This is a genomic window from Draconibacterium sp. IB214405, assembly GCF_033963885.1.
Taxonomy (GTDB): Bacteria; Bacteroidota; Bacteroidia; order Bacteroidales; family Prolixibacteraceae; genus Draconibacterium.
Genome location: NZ_JAXBMA010000003.1, coordinates 271,763 through 290,644, shown reverse-complemented (window position 1 = coordinate 290,644; position 18,882 = coordinate 271,763). Strand labels below are relative to the sequence as shown.

Below are 18,882 nucleotides of genomic sequence, written 5' to 3'. Positions count from 1 at the left end.
TATGCTGCGAGGAGTTTCAATTAAAATTCCATAATAAATATAAAAACTAATGCATTTAAGATACCCTATCAAATCTCTCCAAAATTTGTAAAAAGTATAGAAATTTAAGAGTATCCTTTTACTACAACCTTCTATTTTTCAAAGAAGAATCGAGAAGAAAAATTCATTTTGGAATGTGTTATATAGTCATTTGTCAATTCCGGTTTTTGTTTTTCAGGTATAAAGATATTTCTTAAACATAAATCTTCACCTATTGTTGCGTAATAAGGCACACTGAGGTCTAAAAATGTCTCTTTAAATTTGTAATAAAATAGTTCAATATCGTATTCAATTTCTAATTGTTGAATTGTGTTTTTTACAATATTTAACTTTCGTTCATTATTAAAGTCATATAAAATTAAAATTGTACTGTATTCTTCAGAATTCATTTCTTTTAAATGTTCCAAGGCAAATAATATGCATTCCATACAATGATGATCCGTTATCATAAGGACAAAGTGATTGTGATACAAGGATTCATCACTTATTTCAAAAGATAACTGCATTGTTTTTTGTTGAAGAAAAAAAAAGCCCCATAAGCTTTCATTGAACTTACGCAACTTATCAATTTCTATCTTATTCATTAGCTTCTCTTTTTTGATTTCATTGTTCATTTGTAATCTCTGTCGAATAGAAAAAAATTGACTTGCAATCAAAAATATGATGCACCCCAATAATAGATATATAGTTCTATTCTTATTCATCCGATGAAGATTTTATACTAGTTATAAAAATTAACGGATTGTCATCACTTTTAACTTTATTAGCTAGTTCGTTTACTAAATTATAATCTGCTTCATTACGATTTTGCACTAATTTTCCATTATTTTTAAAATTGGTAAGCAACTTAAATGGATCCGCGACACATATTAAGTTATTTTTATATATTCCATAAGGCATTAATGAAGACAATAAATCAAAAGAATTCGAATGATTAATTGTCATTTGGTTTTGTGTATTTTGCGACTGAATATTAGAATATATTTTTCTACCTTTTGAGTAATTGGTGATATAACAATTGTCAACTTGATAAAACTTCATCAAAATGCTAAGATTGTTCTTTTCAACCTCCGAAATGAGTTTTGCTGTATTCCCCCCAAAACTGGTTAACATTTCTTTAGTAATTTCAGAGGATCCAAAATCTATTTTAATTAGTCTTGAATAATCTTCACTTTCAAATTGATAAACACTATTTGTGAGTGTAGATAAAAAGCAATCAGTATTATTAATTTTGGGGAATGCATCGTAACTTAATATGTTATACCCCTGATGTTCTTTTGAAAAATTAATTTTTTGATGAATTTTTCCACTTTTGATATTGAATTCACTAATACAAAAAGATTTATCTTCTTGAATTTCAAATTCTGTATCGAACTGAAATATGTTGTTTTTATGCCAATTAAAATTTGTCACCCTTCTAACATTGGGAGAATAACTGCTTTGATATCGCCCATCAATATTATAAATATTCAATTTTCTCCTAATATTATCCCAAATTGCTAATTGTTCATTATTTGGAGATAAATCAAAATCTGATGGTTTTATCATTTCATTTGGACCATTACCTAACTTGCCTATTTTACATATATAATTACCTCTACGATCAAAACAGTAAACCTGATTATTTGATAATATAAATATATTCTCATCTGTCAACTCCACTTTAAAGATTACATTAATCAAGCAACTGTCCGTAGTTTCCAGGTTAATAACTTCATCAATATTGAAAATATTCGAAAATGAAATAGGATTCTTTTCTGTAGAAATCTCAATAAGATCCGTGGTGATTGGTGCAGGTTTACATGAATGTAGTATTATTAATACTAAAATAAAATACTCATTTAATTTATTCATAAGACTAGTATTGATATAGCCAGCAGGTTAAGCTGGCTATATAATTTTTATTAGCAATTAAGAGGTATACAGCCTGTACTGCCATCAAAGCAGCACCATGATTGTGTGCCAATATAATAATGCGGTTCAAAACCTCTAGGTTCAATCTCTTCAGAATCTGAAGGATCTGCTTGAACAGAAGTTATACTCATTAAATTAATAGTAACCGTTAAAAAAGTTACACTACAAATTAAAAATGATATCTTTTTGATTGATTTTTTCATTGTTATCGAAGTTTAAGTTAATAATTATCATGTTATGGTTAACATCTGCTACGTAAAGAATTTTCAATTTATTTTATCTTTGTCACATCACCTCCTTTCTCCCTAATATTCGGATTGGTGGTACAGTGGGCAGCAAACTCTGTTTACTTTAGCGGGTAAAAGTTTGTTGTCCTTTTTTGTACCATAGTGTAAAACTAATTCCCACTAATATAATGAAATTTATTAATAGAAAGAGAAGTGTATATGTATTAATGTTATATACAATGTTGATATGTATTATGTTTAAGTTGTAATGTTTAAACTATTTCTTCAGCAAATAATACATTATCGGAATAAAATACAAACTAACCAGTGTGCCCAGCACCATTCCTCCAATAATTGCCAGTGCAAGTGGTTGTTGCAATTCGGCACCCATTCCTTTCTGGAAAAGGAAAGGAAGCATAGCCAGAATGGTGGTTAAACTGGTCATAATAATTGGTTTTAAACGCCGGTGGCCGGCTTCCATCACCGAGCGGATCAACGAATAACCTGAATCGTGCAACTTGTTCATCGTGTCGATTTTCAGGATGGAATCGTTAATGATAATTCCGGCCATCACAATAATTCCGATGGCTGACATAATATTGATTCCGGCACCAAAAAGCTTCAGTGCCAGAAAGGCACCAAACAGGTCGATTGGAACTTCCAGCAATACAATTACAGGTAAAACAAACGACTCGAACTGTGCGGCCAGAATAAAATAAAGCAAGAGTAAACTAACGCCGATAATCATCAGTAATTCTGTAAGCATGGCCCGGTTCGAAAGTATGGAGCCCCCAAACGAAAGATCGAAGGAGGAGTGATTTGCAGCGATCGTCTTTATATCCGCCGAAACCGTTTTAAAATCGCCGGGATTGATCTCAAATTCCACCGGAAAGTATTCGTTTTCCTTGCCGGCAACAATGGATTTTAGTCCTGAGCCGCTGTTTACTTTAACCAATCCCGACAGAGGGATTTCTTCATTGTTCTGATTCCGGACCTGGATATTTTGAATGATCTGATAAACCGATTGGTAGGAGTTGCCAATGCTAACCGGAACAAACATATTGTTGTTGTTAATGGTAAATACCGTATTTACGTTAAAAGCACTTTTTACTTCGCGGTAAAGTTCGTCGTTGTCTACCTCGTAAAACATCAGTTTCTCCGGATCGGTTTCCAGCAAAATCAATTGTCGCGTTATTAGTTTCGATTGCAAACTGTTGTGATAGTTTTTATCCAGATCGGCTAACAATGCAGAAAGCTCATCGAGGTAATTTTTATTGCCCGGATTAAAATGCGAAAAACGTGCAATAAGTGGTGCCTCCGACTTTCCGAAGGCCAGATTAAACAGGTTGTCCGCTTCAGTAAAATTATAATCTGCAGCGGGAAAATGATTGGCGAAATACGTGCTTAACGTCTTGATCATCTTCGATAAATGTGCCGGTGATTCTGCTTTTATAATCAGTTTGTTTTCAGTTGTTCCGGCATCTTCGCCACTGTTTAACAAGTATTGTTGTTTCCCTGCTTCTTCAATAACATAAACTGGTTCTGTTGATAATGAAGCCATTAATTCGTTTACGCGCTTGTTATTTTCTTCGAGAGTCAGCGGTTCGTTCCAGTCGATTTTTAAAACAATTTCATCCTGACTTACTTCCGGAAATCGCGAAGTGGTTAACATTCGAGCTAATACAGCTGCTCCTGCCAATAGCAATAACACAAAAACAATAGTAGCGCCCTGGTTTCGTAGTACAAACTTTAATCCACGTTCGTACCAACGATAATAGCCGGGATCTTTTTGGCGCTTTTGTTTTTCTTGTTTCGCTTTTGAATAAAACAGCCGGTAAAGTGTGGGGAGGAGTGTGATTGAAACCAGCAGCGAAATGCCTAAGCCGATAGTTACTGCAATTGCCTGATCGAAGAACAGAGCACCGGCCATTCCTTTCATAAAAATTAAAGGAATAAAAACAGCACAGGTGGTAAGCACCGAACTGATTAAGGGCCTGATAACTTCGTTTGTTCCCACTTCGCAGGCCCGCGACAAAGTAAAATGCCGGTCGCGGTATTGCGTAATATTATCGATTACAATAATCGAATTATCGATCATCATTCCAACACCAAGTATTAATCCGGAAAGTGAGATGATATTGATGGAGAGTTTAAACAGGTAAAAGAAAAAGAGGGAAAGCAACAGCGAAACCGGAATGCTGATACCGATTAACCAGGGAGCTTTTCGTTCGCGCAGAAAAACGAACAGTATAAGAAAAGCAAGCAGTCCGCCGATTAACAAACTTTGCCCCAGGTTATTGATGGAATACTCCAATAGCTTCGACTGATCGCGGGTGATATTAAATTCCAGTTCGGGGTAATCGTCTTTGAAATAACCGACCAACTCATCCAGCTCGTCTTTTAGGTCAGCCATTTTTGCATCCGATTGTTTAATCACTGCCAGGCTAATTGCACTTTCTGAGTTGATCTTTATGTTCCCCTGTGGTTTTTGTGGCTGAAGACTCACATCGGCAATTTCCGATAGCGACACCACTTTCCCGTTCAGGTTTACCGGAATTTCGGCAATCTCTGAAACATCGCGAAGCCGGGTGTTAAAACGAATGTTGTATTGGTATTGACCATCGCGTATTAAGAGGTTTCCCAAATCAATGTTGTTGTTATTCAACTCCTGCTCCAGTTGCGATATGGTAAACGTACCGTTTTGCAGGTAGGCAGTGTGCGGCGTAATTTTTATTTCGGGGTATTGCAAACCACTTATATCCACCAATGCAACTTCCGGAAGCTGCTCCAGGCGCTTTCGTATCACCTGGCTGGTAAAATTACTTAGCTGCAAAAATTCCTCTTTGTTGCCGGTAATTCGTTCCTGCTTTTTATTTACCATCAGGTAGAAAACAGGAATGTCAGATGCGCTGGCTCTTATCACTTCCGGGCGGCTCATATCGCGCGGAAGATAATTCATGGCCTTGTCCACTTTTTCGTTCACTTCAATAGAGGCCAAATCTATGGAAGTTCCATGTTTAAAGCGCAGTTCAATCCAGGCTGTTCCGTCGCGTGTTTCGCTTTTCATCTCTTCAATGTGGTTCACTTCTTTCAACACACTGCGGATTTGTTTCACTACCGAATTTTCCAGCTGGCGGGCCGGCATTTCGTTTGATGGTACCCGAATTGAAATAACCGGAATATCAATATCAGGCATTAACGATACCGGAATTTGCACGGTAGTGGCTATCCCAATAAATAGGAAAGCTAAAAATGCCATTGTTACAGCTATCGGGCGATGGATCAGGAATTTTACCATATTCGGAGGTTTGTTTAATTCGTAATTTCCACTTCCGATTCGTGTGCCAGATTTAGATTATTCGAAACAATCACAGTATCGCCGGCTGAAAGTGTTGCACCTTCTGCAGCCGCCACTGCATATTCATGCTCGTTTTCGTTAAGTACCTTAATGTAGGTCCAGTAAGCAATACCCTGCGTATAGCGGAATAGTACTTCCCGGTTTTGACGTAGCACAACGGCTTCTTTAGGCACAACCAATTGATCAGATATCGCTTGTTTTATGCTTACTTTTACATTCATTCCCTGCAGATATTGTCCGGGATTGTCTACCTCCGCTTTTAACCAGATCAGTCCATTCTCATCGATTTTTGGATCAATCTCGCAAATTTTACCGGTGGTATTCGTGGCGCCGGAAATAGGAGAGATGGTTACATCTTGTCCTAATTTTACTTTTGAGATTTCGGTTTCAAGCAATGGAAAATCGATGTAAAAACGACGATCATTGATCAGTGTACAAAATGGTTCTGACATATTCGCCTGCTCAAAAGGCTTTTGTTTAATACCCGAAACTTTTCCCGAGAAAGGAGCTTTAAGTTCCGTTTTTGCCAATTGCAACCGGGCTTCTTCAAAAGTTACCTGTGCCTGGTTATATCCGGAGCGGATATCGGCGATCGCTTCATGTTCTGCGGAATAAACCGTGTCGGTAGTGGAGTAGCCCATACCAATCAAAGCATCCAATTTGTCAATTTTTGCCTGCTCCATGGTAAGGTCCGCTTTTTTCATGTTCAGGCGGTAGGTCTCATTATTCAACCTGGCAATTACATCATTTTCATTAATGGTATTACCATTTTGCACATTTATTGATGCAATAGGGCCGGAGACTTCGAAATATAGTTCTGCCTGCTGCGAAGCCGATAATTTGCCATTGCTGACAATCTCTTTTAGGAAATCTTTTTCTGCGAGGGTAACGACTTCTACTGTATTTTTTTCTTCAGGAAGGATTTCCTTGTTCACTCCAGCTAAAGCATCGGGCTTGTTTGTACATGAAGATAAATATAATATCAGAAATAAAATCGTTGCTTGAAATATTTGAGAAATGATACGATATGAGAGCATAGGGTCTATGAGTTTATTATGTATATGTAATAAAATAAAGGTCTGACTTTTGGAAAGTATATTTTTATATTCCGTTTCTATGTTTATAAAATGTAACTTCAACCAATCATTGGAAATGTTTAGTACCCAATAATCATCCGATCCCAACTACTTATGTTTTTGTGAACTCAAATTTGTAGTTACTAGAATGATAGCTTTATACTTATTAACATTAAAAAATGAAGTTTTAAATATATATTAATAAATAGTATAGTGCAATAAAGTATGTAGGTTAAAATTACTATAAAAATGTTTTCATGTTGCCTAATTAGTTATTCTGCTATCAGTCTTCGACATTATTAATATAGAATTCACATCTCATGGTCTAACAACTTAAAAAATTTTAAAAAAATGTAAAGAATCCAACCGGCTAAATGGAATGCGCCAAAATTTATTGGCGTGCCAGAAGCTGCAAAAAATCTCAAGGCATGGGTGGATTCAATGGTTAAATCAGGTATTTATGAATTAGTAACTAAATTGGTTTGGAGAATGTACTGAAACATTTGCAATAATTCACTGCAAACGTTCAACTTTTTCGGATTGTTACTTAGAAATCAATTTTCTGAGACTGTTTACATTCCAAATAATTTGATTTATGAGACTGGAAGTTGAGTTAAGTGATTGTTGTATTTAAGATACTACTATTGAAAACAGTATTTCTCCTTTATATGCTAACTATAAAAGCTTAAGAAGAATGGACCCCTTATTGTGGTAGCTTTTTTATCTGAATATGTTGGTGATTAAATATGAACCGTTACGTTTTTGTTAGACAAGCTTTATTTATCAAAAATGCTCTCCAAAAATCCACGACTTCGGAGTGGATTTTCCCCGTAGGGGCAAGTGGTTTTCAGTTACTTAAAACGTTTTGAGTTACTCAAAACACAACTTGCCGTGTTCCTGTGAACACAAGACATTTAATAGTCTGTTAGTATTACTTTATTTCTATAAATTCCTCATCACCCAAAATGATATTAGCTTAATGAAATATGAGGTTCAGGGATATGCTTCAGAAGCATATCATGCTGATTTTATAGTCAGGTTTTTAACAGTTAATATCTCAATCAATCATTGTTTGTATATCTGGTGAATGGTTATTCAAACTGATTGTTTATTTAAAACAAGTTCCATTGGTTTATTTAAACATTGCAATGTTGCAACATTCAAACTTTGAAACACCTAAAATTACAAATCTTCAGAAGTGTTTTTAATTAGCTGTTGAATTCTGCGTTACTGTAAATCATTATTCATCTGATTAATCAATACCTATGCGGATTCCAGAGGGGAGGGAGTTGGAAGTTTCATTAAAGCTTTAATCAAGAATCTGATAGACAATATTTATTTCAGAAAAAACGGCTAATGATATGCGTCTTTCATCGGATCGGTCGTTGTTGTTTTAGTAGTGATCATTGAAAGCCTGCGGCAAACAAGTTTTTTTTGAAAAATACTATCCGGAGATTGGAGATTTTTTGAAAAACCTTTGGCTTGAACTTGTTTGTCCGCAAGGCTGGAAAATATTTTTACTACTAAAAAAACAATGATCGATTAAAGGTGCATTCATTATTCTTCTAGAAATGAATAGTGCATTTAAATTATCCGAATTTAATATTCCGACTAAAGGAGGTTATTATTTTGGGATTATTAAATTGCGCAGGCAAAACAAGTGTAAGGCTGAATTGAAATACAGTGAGGTCTGAGGATTCAGGGTGAACGGAATGAAAAGAAGGCCATACTCTTGTTTGTGGTGTCGGAGGTTACAGAATGAAGGGAGTTTTCCGCATATGGTCGGAAGAACTACCCGGAATGAGGTTCCCGCAGGCACTGGAACAATAGCATTAATTTTATTAGGAAGTGCAAAAGATTCCTTTGCTACCTATATCAAAAATAATATCTTTAAAAATTTACATTAAGGATTAAAAATCACTAATCACAAGCAAATGTCTGAAGACCAAAAGAAACAATTGGAGGCCCAACTTTGGGGAATTGCGAACTTGTTAAGAGGAAAAATAAGTGCCGACGACTATCGCGATTATATTTTGGGTTTTATCTTCTATAAATACCTTAGCGAGAAACAATATTTATACGCGAACGAGTTATTGGTGGGAGAGAAGATTACCGATTACACCGAAGTAACCGACCCGGAAACACTGGAAGCAATTAAAGAAGAATCTCTTTTAAAGTTAGGGTACTTTTTGCTTCCAAAAGAACTATTTTCGGAATTGGCTAAAAAGGGAAATGCCGACACTGAGAGTGAAAGCAATTACATTATTGAAGATTTGCAGGCCGTAATGAATCACATTGAACAAAGTACAATGGGAACAGAATCGGAAGATGATTTTACGGCTTTGTTTGAAGACCTGGATTTGACATCCACGAAAATTGGCAGAACGGTTGGTGCAAGGAATGGGATTATTGTAAAAATTCTTAATCATCTTGATAGTATTGATTTTAAGCTACGGGATGTTGATTCTGACGTACTGGGCGATGCTTACGAATACCTAATTGCAAAGTTTGCTGCCGGAGCAGGTAAATCAGCCGGAGAGTTTTATACGCCCCAACAGGTAAGTAAAATTTTAGCCAAGGTGGTTACCACCGATAAAACAAAACTAAAGTCGGTATACGATCCAACTTGTGGTTCAGGCTCATTGTTATTACGTGTTGCCAAAGAGGTTGATGTTGTTGACGAATACTACGGACAGGAACTCAACCGTACTACCTATAACCTGGCACGCATGAATATGATCTTGCACGATGTGCACTATCGAAATTTCGATATTCGCCAGGAAGATACTTTGGAAAATCCACAACATCTGGAAATACGTTTTGAAGCTGTTGTTGCCAACCCTCCATTTTCGGCACATTGGAAAAGCGATACTAATCCGTTAAATAGTACAGACGAACGTTTTAGCCAATACGGGAAACTCGCACCCAAAACCAAAGCTGATTATGCCTTCGTATTGCATATGATTCACCAATTGGCCGAGAATGGAACCATGGCTACGGTATTGCCACATGGAGTTTTGTTTCGTGGTGCAGCCGAAGGAGTAATTCGAAAATACCTTATAGAAGAACTAAATTACCTTGATGCGGTAATTGGCCTGCCCTCCAATATTTTTTACGGCACATCTATTCCAACTTGTATTTTGGTTTTTAAGAAATGTAGAGAAGCAGACGACAATGTTGTTTTTATAGATGCAAGTGGTGTCGACAACTTTATTAAAGTGGGTAATCAAAACGAATTAAGAGATATAGATGTCGATAAAATTGTCAGGACCTATCGAAACAGGGAAACTATTGACAAATACAGCTATGTTGCCACCCTGAAAGAAATTGCTGAAAACGATTACAACTTAAATATCCCCCGTTATGTCGATACTTTTGAGGAGGAAGAACCTGTGGATATAAATGCGGTTATGCAGGAAATAAAAACGCTGGAAGCCAAACGTGCCGAGCTGGACACTGAAATTAACGGCTATTTTCAGGAATTAGGATTGTCGTTTGCTTAACGTTCAATTGAAATACGATGAATATCGAAATTGAAATTACATTCATAACACTGAACTGTAGCAAAATATGCGATAGTTCAGTTGTTTGGAATTTCCCAATAACAGCATAACTATGCAAGCAAAAAATGAAATAATCATTTATCAGCCTGATGCTTCAATAAAGGTTGAAGTTAAAATTGAAGATGAAACAGTTTGGCTTACACAAGAGCAAATGGCTGACCTGTTTGGTAGAAATAGGGTTGCAATTACACAACACATTGGTAATATTTTCAAAGAAGGTGAACTTCACAAGGAAGTGGTATGTAAGGATTTCTTACTTACCACTCAACATGGTGCTATAGAAGGTAAAACACAAACCCGCAAAATCAAAATTTATAATCTCGACGTTATAATTTCAGTTGGATATCGTGTAAAATCAAAGCAAGGTACTCAATTCCGTATTTGGGCAAATAAAATATTAAAAGACTATTTGCTAAAAGGATATTCTTTAAATACGCGAATGAATCGTATTGAAGACAATGTTCAGGCCTTAAACGAAAAAGTTAACCAAATTGATTTGCAACTTCATACCAGCTTACCACCTAAACATGGCATATTTTTTAATGGCGAAGTTTACGACGCCTATACTTATGTTTCAGATATTTTTCGTTCGGCAAAAAAGGCAATTATTATAATCGATAATTACATTGACGATTCGGTGCTTACTTTGCTTTTGAAAAGAAACGAAGGAGTTTCCGCAAATATTTACACAAAAAACATAGACAAAACATTAAAACTCGACCTGAAAAAGCACAACGAGCAATACGACAAAATAAATATGAAGCAGTTCAACAATTCGCACGACCGCTTTATAATAATCGACTACACTGAGCTATATCATTTTGGAGCATCGCTAAAAGATTTAGGTAAAAAGTGGTTTGCTTTTTCGCGTATGGATACCATGGTTACCGATGTACTAAACAAACTCAACGAACATGAAAAGTAATAAGAACCTTAATGTTCCAAATTTGAGATTCCCTGGATTTGAAGGGAGTTGGGAAGTGAAGAATTTAGATCAATTAGCCAACATTTATGATGGAACTCATCAAACTCCCAAATATGTTAGTTCTGGTATTCCTTTTGTAAGTGTCGAAAATATTGAAAACATTGAAAATTCAAATAAGTATATTTCGGAAGACGCTTTTGAAAAATTTAAAATAAAGCCTCAGAAGGATGACATATTAATGACGCGCATTACTGCTGGGATTATTGGCGCAACAGCAATTGTTAGAAATAACAGTCCATTAGGATTTTATGTTAGTCTTGCATTAATAAGGAAAAAGGATGATGCGACAAACGTTAATTTTCTTGAGAAATATATCAATACCAATTATTTTAAGCATGAATTACATAAACGGATTATCCATATTGCTTTTCCTAAGAAGATAAATTTGGGGGAAATAGGATATTGTAAAATCAGCTTTCCAGACTATTTTGAACAGCGTAAAATAGCATACCTCCTCAATGCTATCGACTCAAGAATCTCAACTCAAAACAAAATAATTGAGGATTATAAATTGCTCAAAAAAGGTATGATGCAGAAAATCTTTAATCAGGAACTACGGTTTAAAGATGAGCACGATAATTTTTACCCAGAATGGAAAGAAAAAAGGCTTGAAGAGGTCTGTAATTTAATCAAAGATGGTTCACATGGTACTCACAAAGATGACAATAGTAGCTTTTGTTTTCTGTTAAGTGCAAAGAATATAATAGGCAATAAAGTAACTTTTGATTCTACAGATAGAAAAATACCTCAGATAGATTATGATTCTATTTATAAGAATTATCAGTTGTTACAGGGGGACATATTATTGACCATAGTAGGAACAATAGGACGTGTTGCAATTTGGAAGGACACATATCCCCAAATTGCATTTCAAAGAAGTGTCGCAATATTAAGGTTTACGAAAGAATTACCCACTTTTATTGCCCAACTTCTTAATTCCGATTCTTTTCAAAAGGAATTATTGAGGAAACAAGTAGTATCCGCACAGCCAGGTCTTTATCTTGGCGATATTGCAAAACTCCGTATAAAATTGCCTTCAATTCCTGAACAATATAAGATTGCATCAGCTTTATTCTCAATTGACAAGAAAATAGAACTTGAGACAGAGTTTTTGAAAATGCTAGAAACTCAAAAACAACATTTTTTACAAAACCTGTTTATATAAACAGGTTTTGTAACAGGTGTTTCTTCTGTTGTTGATATTGCTCCAATACTTGCTTTTCATTCTCAAGCTTTTCATCAAGCGATGAAAGGAAGTTGGCGATTTTGTTTTGTTCGGATAATGAAGGGAGTTTAATTATACATTCACCAATCTCTCCGAGATTTATTTTTTGAGGGAATGCTACATGAATTGTCCTTTTCCATAGCTCCTTTTGAAAGTCTTGATGATTTATCATAAAACTTAAAAACTGACTATTGAAACAACCATTACTTTTAATTAGTGCTAAACTAACATAAAAAGATGCACTTACATCCCAATCAATAAATTTTGCAACACCGATACTTCCGATGCGTGTCATCAAAATATCTTCCTTTTCAAGCTTCACTCTTTCGTTTTCCTTCTCAAAAACTTCAGGAGATATAAATTTAGTTTTGGAGAATTGATTGGCCGTGACGTGTTCAACACTGTAAAAAGGCACTCCTTTTTCAACATATTTTGGAGTTTGATGAGTTCCATCGTAATATTTAGCGATTTCACTTAATTTCTTCTCCTCCCAATCTGGGTAATCGTTCCCTTTTTTATCCTTGAATTTTATTGTTCGAGTAACTATCTGCTGTATCAAACCTCTCATTAAGGATTCTTGATTCTCAATTATTTTGTTTTGGGTTGAAATTCGTTCATCAATCCTTTGAAGAAATGAGGCAACTTTATTTTGTTCTTCAATTAAAGGAAAGTAAATCTTGAAACTTTTAATGCTCTCAAAATTCAATCCTTCTCTACCGCTTCCGGTCATACTTTGAAAAATTAATTTTTGGCCACGCCAAGAACTTAATATCGATTGTAAGAATTTTGGATTGTCTTGGTTCAATCTAATAATGGATACATGCTGATTTACATTACCTTCAATAAAATCTTTTGGGACAACACATGAACGACCGATGGAACCACCAGTTATATTTAGTAAAATATCATGCGGCAATACCTTGCTTCCATTCATGTTCTTATGAACTTCTTGTGGAATGTGGGTAGAATCCATTACAAGACAATCATTTATAACATTCTGGCTGCGAATAAAAGGAATTCCTTCTAAAGTATATACATCTTCTCCTCCTTTAGGTGTTTTGCCACTACCAATTTTGCTTGTTACTTGTGCCAAACTCTTTTCGTCCCATTCCTTACTAAACTCCGGGAATCTCAAATTTGGAACGTGTATGACCACTAATTCTCGAGGCCAAAAATCCTGATTCTTTTTCTTAAAGGTTGTAAATCAGCATTACTTTCTTTGGGCTTTTAAATTTCAAACAATCAAAAATGAAAAATCAAAAAGACATTAGAACCATTAGTGAATTATGGATTAACGACAAAAAGCAGTATGTAAAGAAATCAACTATCTCCGCTTATATGGTATTGGTAAAAAATCATTTATCACCGGCCTTTGGTCTGTGCTGCCAGATTAGCGAGGATGAAGTTCAAAGTTTTGTATTTCAGAAATTGGAAGAAGGGTTGAGCAAAAAAACTATTCAGGATATGCTTATTGTTTTAAAAATGATATTGAAGTTTGGTGCGAAACACAACCATTTACATTATGAACCCTTTGACGTTCGTTTCCCAACAGAACAAAAGAATCAACCGATAGAAGTTTTAAGCCGTGCCGATCAAAAAATAATTATGAACTATGTACAGGAACATTTTACTTTCAAAAACCTGGGGGTATATATTTCTCTCTGTACCGGAATACGTATTGGAGAAGTTTGTGCACTAACCTGGAACGATATAGATACCGACACCGGTTTAATAAGTATAAACAAAACCATTCAGCGTATTTATAGCCTGGAAAACGGTATTGGTAAAACGGAGCTAATTATTGACACACCAAAAACTAAAAACTCGATACGCGAAATTCCAATGAGCCGCGAACTTTTACGGATTATAAAACCCATAAAAAAGATTGTAAACCACTCATTTTATGTATTAACCAATGAGGATAGACCAACTGAGCCAAGGACTTACCGTAACTACTACAAAAGTTTTATGCAAAAACTTAAAATGCCCGATTTAAAATTTCATGGCTTACGACACAGCTTTGCCACGCGTTGTATAGAAAGTAAGTGCGATTATAAAACAGTTAGTGTTTTGTTAGGACACTCCAACATCAGCACCACGCTAAACTTATATGTCCACCCCAATACGGAACAAAAAAAGAAAGCAATTAACCAAATGTTCCGTTCGTTGAAATAGTTTTTTATTGGCTGACACTTTCGGTTACGTATTTCCGGTAGATTTATAAAGTACCGTAAAAAAATATATATTTACATATAATAGAAAAAGATAACCGAGATTAACGACAAAACAGCACCCGTGTAGCATGTGTCATAAGAGCTGCTCTCGGGTTGTTTTTATTTTAATATGACTGCACAACCTGAACAAATACTGGAAAATAACCTTGTTGCTCAACTCATTCAACTGGGGTACAAAAAAGTAGAAATTAAAGACGAAAGCGATTTACTGTCAAACTTCAAACAACAATTGGAGGTTCACAATAAAACTTCCCTTTCGGAGAATGATTTCAGACAAATCCTTAACTACATTAACAAAGGGAATATTTTTGAACGCTCTAAAATTCTACGCGACCGTGTGCCATTCACTAACGAAAAAGGTGAATTTAAAACCATTGAACTAATCAATCAGATTCATTGGTGTCAAAATCAGTTTCAGGTAACGCAACAGGTTACAATGGAGGGGAGCTACAAAAACCGTTATGATGTTACCATTTTAATTAACGGTTTGCCCTTGGTTCAAATTGAGTTAAAACGCAGGGGCTTAGAATTAAAGGAGGCTTTTAATCAAACCAATCGTTACGAACGGCATTCTTATTGGGCAGGACAAGGATTATTTCAGTTTATTCAGCTGTTTATTATCAGCAATGGAGTTAATACAAAATACTATGCCAATAATCCGATAAAAGCACGTTCGTTTAAACAAACTTTTTACTGGAGTACTGCCGAAAATAGGCTAATAACACAGCTTTCACAGTTTGCCGATGTGTTTTTAGAACCTTGCCACATTGCAAAAATGATTACCAAGTACATTGTACTTAACGAATCGCAGAAGGTTTTAATGATTTTGAGGCCTTATCAGTTTTATGCGGTTGAAGCAATTATCGAACGCGTTCAAAATACAAAAAAGTACGGTTATATCTGGCACACTACGGGGTCGGGCAAAACGCTTACCTCGTTTAAGGCAGCCCAAATTCTTACGAACTATCCAAAGGTTTATAAAGTCGTTTTTGTGGTCGACCGTAAAGACCTGGATTACCAAACCACCAAAGAGTTTAACAGTTTTAGCAAGGGTAGCATTGACGGCACAAACAATACCCATACATTGGTTAAGCAATTTACCGGCAACAATAAATTAATAGTTACCACTATTCAGAAACTTAACAATGCAATTAGCAAAACCCGGTATTTGGGTAAAATGGAAGAACTAAAAAGCAAACGTATAGTTTTTATCTTCGACGAATGCCATCGCAGCCAGTTTGGCAAAACACACAACGATATAAAAAGCTTTTTTACCAATTGCCAGATGTTTGGGTTTACCGGAACACCAATTTTTGAGGATAACGCCGGATCAAACGAATTTGGTAAACGAACAACGGCAATGCTTTTTGGCGACAACCTGCACAAATACGTAATTACTGATGCCATTCGCGACGAAAATGTTCTAAAATTTTCAGTGGAATATATTAGTACCTTCAAAAAGAAAGATCATATTCTGGATATTGATGTGGAAGCCATTGATGAAGCCGAAGTTATGAACTCTCCTGAGCGGATGAGTAATGTAGTTGATTACATTATAAACAATCATAAACGTAAAACTCATAACAAAGAATTTACAAGTATTTTTGCTGTTTCAAGCGTTGATCCACAAACCGGATTGACACCGGTTGTTGAATATTATAAACTGTTCCGTCAGAAGAAAGAACTGGGATTGCACAATTTACGTGTAGCAACAATATTTTCGTACAATGCCAACGAAGCCGATATGGATGCCTTGGGTATTACAATTTCCGATTTTGACGAAGTGGATTTAAATGAGGTAGCCGAGCCTCATCCCAAATACCACAATCAGCATACCAGAGACTGTCTGGAAGAATTTATCGGAGACTACAACCGAGAATTCAGTACAAACTATACAACAAAAGACAGCCAGAGTTTTTACAATTATTACAACGATGTTGCAAAACGAGTAAAACACAAGCAGATTGATGTTTTATTGGTCGTGAACATGTTTCTTACGGGTTTCGACAGTAAAACACTAAACACTTTATACGTTGATAAGAATTTGAGATACCATGGTTTAATACAGGCTTATTCTCGTACTAACCGTATCTTAAATGAGCTTAAATCGCAAGGCAACATTGTTTGTTTTCGTAATCTGAAAGGTGCTACTGATGAAGCCATTTCTCTATTCTCAAACATAAATGCAAAGGATGAAATAATAATGCAACCCTATGAAGAATACGTTTCAAAATTCAACCAGGCATTTATTGAGTTGTTGAAAATTGCTCCAACGGTAAACGCTGTTAATAATCTGCAGGATGAAGAAAAAGAACTCGAATTTATTAAAGCTTTCCGCGAGCTGATGCGCCTGAAAAACGTATTGGCAACTTTCACCCAATTTACGTACAACGATGTGTCGATGGCTGAACAATCGTTCGATGATTATAAAAGCAAGTACCTCGATTTATACGATAAAGCAAGAACGAACCGACAAAAAGAAAAAGTGTCGATACTCGACGATATCGATTTTGAATTGGAATTGATTCACCGGGATGAAATCAATGTTTCGTATATTTTGAAATTACTTGCCAAACTAAAAGATGCAACATTAGATGAACAGGAGAAACAGAAAAAAGCTATCGTGGATTTAGTTTCCGGCGATACCCAGCTACGGAGCAAACGTGAGTTAATAGAGAAATTTATAAATCACAATTTACCCCATATTGCTGATTCTGACGATATCCCGGAAGAGTTTGAATCATTCTGGAGCGAAGAACGCCAAAATGCCATTAGAACTTTAAGTGAAGATGAAGGCCTGGATTCAGCAAAACTGGAAAAGGTAATTGGAGACTATTTGTTCACTGAAAAGAAACCTATGCGCGACGATATTATTGACATGTTAAATAATCGCCCGGCATTAAAAGAGCGCGGCAAAATTGCCGAACGCTTAACTGATAAAATATTGGCATTCGTGGAAACCTTTATTAATGGCATAAGTGGGAAATAAAGGTGTCAATTTGAGAGTAGAACTAAACGAACAACAACATGAATCTTTTATATGTATTTGGACTCTTGATTCTGAGTTTTTTACTTGGACTTTTATGTCAAAGAAAAACAGCAAGAATGATTGGTTCTTGGTTAGCGACTATACGTAGGCGCTTGTATTTTAAAAAGGATATTAAAATGAATTGGTTTAATGTCTTTGTTGCTGTCGTTTGCATCCTTGTATTGGCTTGCGCAATACAATTTTTAAGAGCTTCCGGTAGTTTGTCTTGGAATATAAATCCTGAAATATGGGCATGGTATGGTTCCTTTATAGGAGCTTTTCTATTGGCGGCAACTCTTATTTTTCAAGCACGGGCATTTCGAAAGCAGCAAATAGAGGCAAAGTTTTTTGAAATGGTCAGATACTACAGAGACAATATCACCGAGATGAGGTATCGTAATCCATTTTACTATAAAAACGATAATGAAAGAGAAGTTGATGAAGAGTTTGTTACAGGTCGGCGTGTACTGAAAACGATTTTTGAGCAATATAAGGTTGGAATTAAGGTTGCCGAAAAACGAGTATTTAATACAAAAGTTAATGCTTTCTTAGAGGAAATTTTTACTAAAGTTAAGATAAGTTATATAGAAAAAGGATGGGGTGATGATATTGATAAAACAGATTGGTTAAGGAAGTTCAATGTCAATGAAGTTGCTTATTTAATAACCTTTTGGGGCATTCCTTTGGATACAGATATTGAGTTAAAAAAATATTTAGAATCAATTCTATCTAATACAGAAAGAACAAACCTTTCAAACGAAATAAAATCAATAGTGGCAGTTTATGAATGTAGTAAAGATAGTCAGTCTGTGTATTCCGGCAATTTAAAATTTACAGATCGCGAGATATTTGACGATCTAAAGCAACCATCAGTAAAAAATAAGAAACTAAAATTTTTTGGCGGACACCAGTATCACCTTGGGCACTTTTTTAGGCATTTATACCAGGCAGTAAAATATATTGATAGTCAACCGTGGTATTTGCTGTCTTTTAAGGAAAAATATAATTACGTAAAAACCTTGAGAGCTCAAATGTCGAACTATGAGCAAGCGTTGCTTTTGGTAAATTCATTAACTAAAATGGGGCGGAAATGGGAATATGATTCTAAGAATGAAACTGCTCTTATCTCAACATATAATCTTATCACAAACCTTCCCGAAAGTTTTATCCCATTGTTTGAGCCACAACTATTTTATCCCAAGGTAAAGTATGAATGGAATGAAAAATAAAAAC

General features: G+C 35.5%; 12 protein-coding genes. 6 read left to right on the top strand and 6 right to left on the bottom strand.

From position 1 onward, the window contains the following. Positions 1 to 131 precede the first annotated feature (131 nt). From SLH46_RS11170 to SLH46_RS11150, 5 genes are all read right to left on the bottom strand, one after another. Positions 132 to 623: a hypothetical protein gene (locus SLH46_RS11170; protein WP_320281266.1), complete on the bottom strand. Its 492-nt coding sequence runs from the start codon at positions 621 to 623 to the stop codon at positions 132 to 134. Between the two features lie 112 nt (positions 624 to 735). Then, the gene (locus tag SLH46_RS11165; protein WP_320281265.1) at positions 736 to 1,893 is read right to left on the bottom strand and encodes a 6-bladed beta-propeller; all 1,158 of its coding nucleotides are present in this window, start codon (positions 1,891 to 1,893) and stop codon (positions 736 to 738) included. Between the two features lie 50 nt (positions 1,894 to 1,943). Next, positions 1,944 to 2,156 carry a hypothetical protein gene (locus tag SLH46_RS11160; RefSeq protein WP_320281264.1) on the bottom strand — a complete coding sequence of 71 codons (213 nt, stop codon included), beginning with the start codon at positions 2,154 to 2,156 and terminating at the stop codon, positions 1,944 to 1,946. A 301-nt stretch (positions 2,157 to 2,457) separates the two neighbouring features. Then, positions 2,458 to 5,478: an efflux RND transporter permease subunit gene (locus SLH46_RS11155; RefSeq protein ID WP_320281263.1), complete on the bottom strand. Its 3,021-nt coding sequence runs from the start codon at positions 5,476 to 5,478 to the stop codon at positions 2,458 to 2,460. 14 nt (positions 5,479 to 5,492) lie between these two features. Next, on the bottom strand, positions 5,493 to 6,575 hold the full coding sequence (locus SLH46_RS11150) for an efflux RND transporter periplasmic adaptor subunit (RefSeq protein ID WP_320281262.1): 1,083 nt from the start codon (positions 6,573 to 6,575) through the stop codon (positions 5,493 to 5,495). 1,973 nt (positions 6,576 to 8,548) lie between these two features. Between SLH46_RS11150 and SLH46_RS11145 the strand changes: the two genes are divergently transcribed. From SLH46_RS11145 to SLH46_RS11135, 3 genes are all read left to right on the top strand, one after another. Continuing rightward, positions 8,549 to 10,117, top strand: coding sequence for a type I restriction-modification system subunit M (locus SLH46_RS11145; protein ID WP_320281261.1), 1,569 nt, complete (start codon positions 8,549 to 8,551; stop codon positions 10,115 to 10,117). A gap of 112 nt (positions 10,118 to 10,229) precedes the next feature. Beyond that, the gene (locus tag SLH46_RS11140; protein ID WP_320281260.1) at positions 10,230 to 11,102 is read left to right on the top strand and encodes a virulence RhuM family protein; all 873 of its coding nucleotides are present in this window, start codon (positions 10,230 to 10,232) and stop codon (positions 11,100 to 11,102) included. Beyond that, entirely contained in the window at positions 11,092 to 12,327 is a 1,236-nt protein-coding gene (locus SLH46_RS11135) for a restriction endonuclease subunit S (RefSeq protein ID WP_320281259.1), read from the top strand. Before SLH46_RS11140 ends, SLH46_RS11135 begins: the two co-directional genes overlap by 11 nt. Here SLH46_RS11135 and SLH46_RS11130 read toward each other — a convergent pair. Next, complete coding sequence (locus tag SLH46_RS11130; protein ID WP_320281258.1) at positions 12,320 to 13,543, bottom strand: restriction endonuclease subunit S; 1,224 nt, start codon at positions 13,541 to 13,543, stop codon at positions 12,320 to 12,322. The two genes, SLH46_RS11135 and SLH46_RS11130, sit on opposite strands and share 8 nt — an antisense overlap. A gap of 92 nt (positions 13,544 to 13,635) precedes the next feature. On the opposite strand from SLH46_RS11130, the gene SLH46_RS11125 reads away from it, so the two are divergent. From SLH46_RS11125 to SLH46_RS11115, 3 genes are all read left to right on the top strand, one after another. Further along, positions 13,636 to 14,562, top strand: a complete 927-nt coding sequence (locus tag SLH46_RS11125; RefSeq protein ID WP_320281257.1) for a tyrosine-type recombinase/integrase — start codon at positions 13,636 to 13,638, stop codon at positions 14,560 to 14,562. Positions 14,563 to 14,730: 168 nt separating this feature from the next. Continuing rightward, positions 14,731 to 17,610, top strand: a complete 2,880-nt coding sequence (locus SLH46_RS11120; protein ID WP_320281256.1) for a type I restriction endonuclease subunit R — start codon at positions 14,731 to 14,733, stop codon at positions 17,608 to 17,610. 38 nt (positions 17,611 to 17,648) lie between these two features. After that, on the top strand, positions 17,649 to 18,878 hold the full coding sequence (locus SLH46_RS11115; RefSeq protein ID WP_320281255.1) for a putative phage abortive infection protein: 1,230 nt from the start codon (positions 17,649 to 17,651) through the stop codon (positions 18,876 to 18,878). The last annotated feature ends 4 nt before the right edge of the window (positions 18,879 to 18,882 follow it).

Excerpts from the sequence above, each read along its gene's own strand:
- SLH46_RS11170 (WP_320281266.1), bottom strand. The coding sequence starts at position 623 with ATGAATAAGATAGAAATTGATAAGTTGCGTAAGTTCAATGAAAGCTTA.
- SLH46_RS11165 (WP_320281265.1), bottom strand. The coding sequence starts at position 1,893 with ATGAATAAATTAAATGAGTATTTTATTTTAGTATTAATAATACTACAT.
- SLH46_RS11160 (WP_320281264.1), bottom strand. The coding sequence starts at position 2,156 with ATGAAAAAATCAATCAAAAAGATATCATTTTTAATTTGTAGTGTAACT.
- SLH46_RS11155 (WP_320281263.1), bottom strand. The coding sequence starts at position 5,478 with ATGGTAAAATTCCTGATCCATCGCCCGATAGCTGTAACAATGGCATTT.
- SLH46_RS11150 (WP_320281262.1), bottom strand. The coding sequence starts at position 6,575 with ATGCTCTCATATCGTATCATTTCTCAAATATTTCAAGCAACGATTTTA.
- SLH46_RS11145 (WP_320281261.1), top strand. The coding sequence starts at position 8,549 with ATGTCTGAAGACCAAAAGAAACAATTGGAGGCCCAACTTTGGGGAATT.
- SLH46_RS11140 (WP_320281260.1), top strand. The coding sequence starts at position 10,230 with ATGCAAGCAAAAAATGAAATAATCATTTATCAGCCTGATGCTTCAATA.
- SLH46_RS11135 (WP_320281259.1), top strand. The coding sequence starts at position 11,092 with ATGAAAAGTAATAAGAACCTTAATGTTCCAAATTTGAGATTCCCTGGA.
- SLH46_RS11125 (WP_320281257.1), top strand. The coding sequence starts at position 13,636 with ATGAAAAATCAAAAAGACATTAGAACCATTAGTGAATTATGGATTAAC.
- SLH46_RS11120 (WP_320281256.1), top strand. The coding sequence starts at position 14,731 with ATGACTGCACAACCTGAACAAATACTGGAAAATAACCTTGTTGCTCAA.
- SLH46_RS11115 (WP_320281255.1), top strand. The coding sequence starts at position 17,649 with ATGAATCTTTTATATGTATTTGGACTCTTGATTCTGAGTTTTTTACTT.